This is a genomic window from Amphritea sp. 1_MG-2023 (assembly GCF_030547545.1).
GTDB lineage: Bacteria > Pseudomonadota > Gammaproteobacteria > Pseudomonadales > Balneatricaceae > Amphritea.
In genome coordinates this window covers 1-1,875 of record NZ_JAUOQE010000069.1, presented here as the reverse complement: position 1 = coordinate 1,875, position 1,875 = coordinate 1, and the positions used below count along the sequence as shown (strand labels likewise).

Sequence of the window (1,875 nt, the reverse complement as noted above, 5' to 3'; positions counted from 1 at the left end):
CATCAGAACATGGCTGGTTCCGATATGGGCGATGATCATAAAGAATACTTCGCTGGTGAAGCCGCTCTAAAAGCAGCTGGTGAAGACAACACCATGAATCAGTTCTAATACTGATCGGTTAAATGAAGGGCGCTACGGCGCCCTTTTTGCGGTTATCTTACTCGGTTAATAGAATAACCCTTAGCATTGAGGCCATCGCGTACTCTATGCCCTACAATCTTCTGTCACACGACTTGCTTCACACGACTTGCTGTCACTCCGTCTTATCATACGGGCATCCTCAGCCGCTTATCGCACCGACAGAAATCACAGCGATGACAGCAACTACTATAACTACAACAACGACTCGTCTAACGCCGCAGAATTATCAAGCCTGCGCGACCTCAGTAATCAACTTTCTTAACCACTGATGCGCAACATTATGTTGCAGCAGTGGACTCCAAGCCATTTTCAACTCAAAGCCGGGAATAGGAAACGGTGGTTTCTTGATAATCAAACGCGGATTATCTGAATCAGCGGTAGCCGCACGAGTCGGCACCGTGGCGACTAGGCCTTTTTGCTGTGCCATCAATACCGCCGATTGATAGTGGCGCGTAAACACCGTTATCTGTCGGCTATGTCCCGCTTTCTCCAGTGCCTCATCGACCCAGCCTAAGCGCTTAATATCTTTAGGGGTGATTCCCATACCTGCCCCCATGCCCGTCTTACTCACCCAAACATGCTTCGCTTGTAGATAGGTTTCGAGACAAAAGTTATGCGAAATCGGATTATCGACGGCAAATAAACAGGAAAAACTATCCGTCCACAGGGTTTTCTGATGAAACGCCTGTGGCATGGTGTCAAAACGGTTAATCACTAAATCAACTAAACCCTGCTCCACCTCGGTAAAGCTCATATCACTGGGATTCAGAATATCTAACACAATATTCGGAGCCTGCTGACTTAACCGCGTTAACAATCGAGGCACCAGCGTTGATTCACCATAATCGCTGGTCATAATACGAAACACTCGATCACTGCAACGCGCATCAAAGGCACTACTCGGCTCAATAACTTGATCAATGGATGACAAGATCTGACGCAACAGAGGCTGTAGCGCTTGCGCCCTCTCGGTCGGCGCCATACCTTCACTGGTTCTCACCAGTAAAGGGTCGCTGAAAGTGTCGCGTAAGCGACGTAATCCATTGCTCATGGCTGGCTGAGTAATGCCTAACAGGCTTGCCGAACGAGTGACATTTCGTTCCCGTAGCAAGACATCTAAGTACACTAAAAGATTGAGGTCTATTTTATCAAGGTTCACTAAAGGCCCGCCTTACGCTGCTTTGAACAATTACGGAATAAGCATTCACTGAATGAATACTCCCTATAATAACCATTTATTTCCTTTATGTTAATCATCCACATAGAATAGCCTCATATTAAATAACAGAGCAGCTTTAAAGCTGCCAATTAATAGAGAGAAGGAAGCGCCATGTCTACTTTGAATAAAGATATTGAAACCGTTGCAGCCCTTAAAGAGACCTACGGCTCTGCTTGGAACGCTATCAACCCTGAATACGCTGCCCGTATGCGTGCCCAGAATAAATTCAAAACCGGCCTAGATATCGCAAAATACACCGCTGCTATCATGCGTAAAGACATGGAGCGTTACGATAACGATTCTTCTCAGTACACTCAATCGTTGGGTTGCTGGCATGGCTTTATCGGTCAACAGAAGATGATTTCTATCAAGAAACACTTCAACAGCACCGATCGTCGTTACCTCTACCTGTCTGGTTGGATGGTTGCTGCGCTGCGTTCTGAGTTCGGTCCGCTGCCAGATCAGTCTATGCACGAGAAAACCTCGGTTGCTTCACTGATCGAAGAGCTCTACAC

The 1,875-nt window shown here is 46.8% G+C and carries 1 protein-coding gene and 1 pseudogene; one reads left to right on the top strand and one right to left on the bottom strand.

All coding sequences use genetic code 11. The features are described from left to right. Positions 1 to 367 precede the first annotated feature (367 nt). Positions 368 to 1,300 carry a LysR family transcriptional regulator gene (locus Q4488_RS18675; protein ID WP_303582102.1) on the bottom strand — a complete coding sequence of 311 codons (933 nt, stop codon included), beginning with the start codon at positions 1,298 to 1,300 and terminating at the stop codon, positions 368 to 370. A 171-nt stretch (positions 1,301 to 1,471) separates the two neighbouring features. On the opposite strand from Q4488_RS18675, the pseudogene Q4488_RS18670 reads away from it, so the two are divergent. Next, positions 1,472 to 1,875 (top strand): annotated as a pseudogene (locus tag Q4488_RS18670) (isocitrate lyase); the annotation flags it as partial.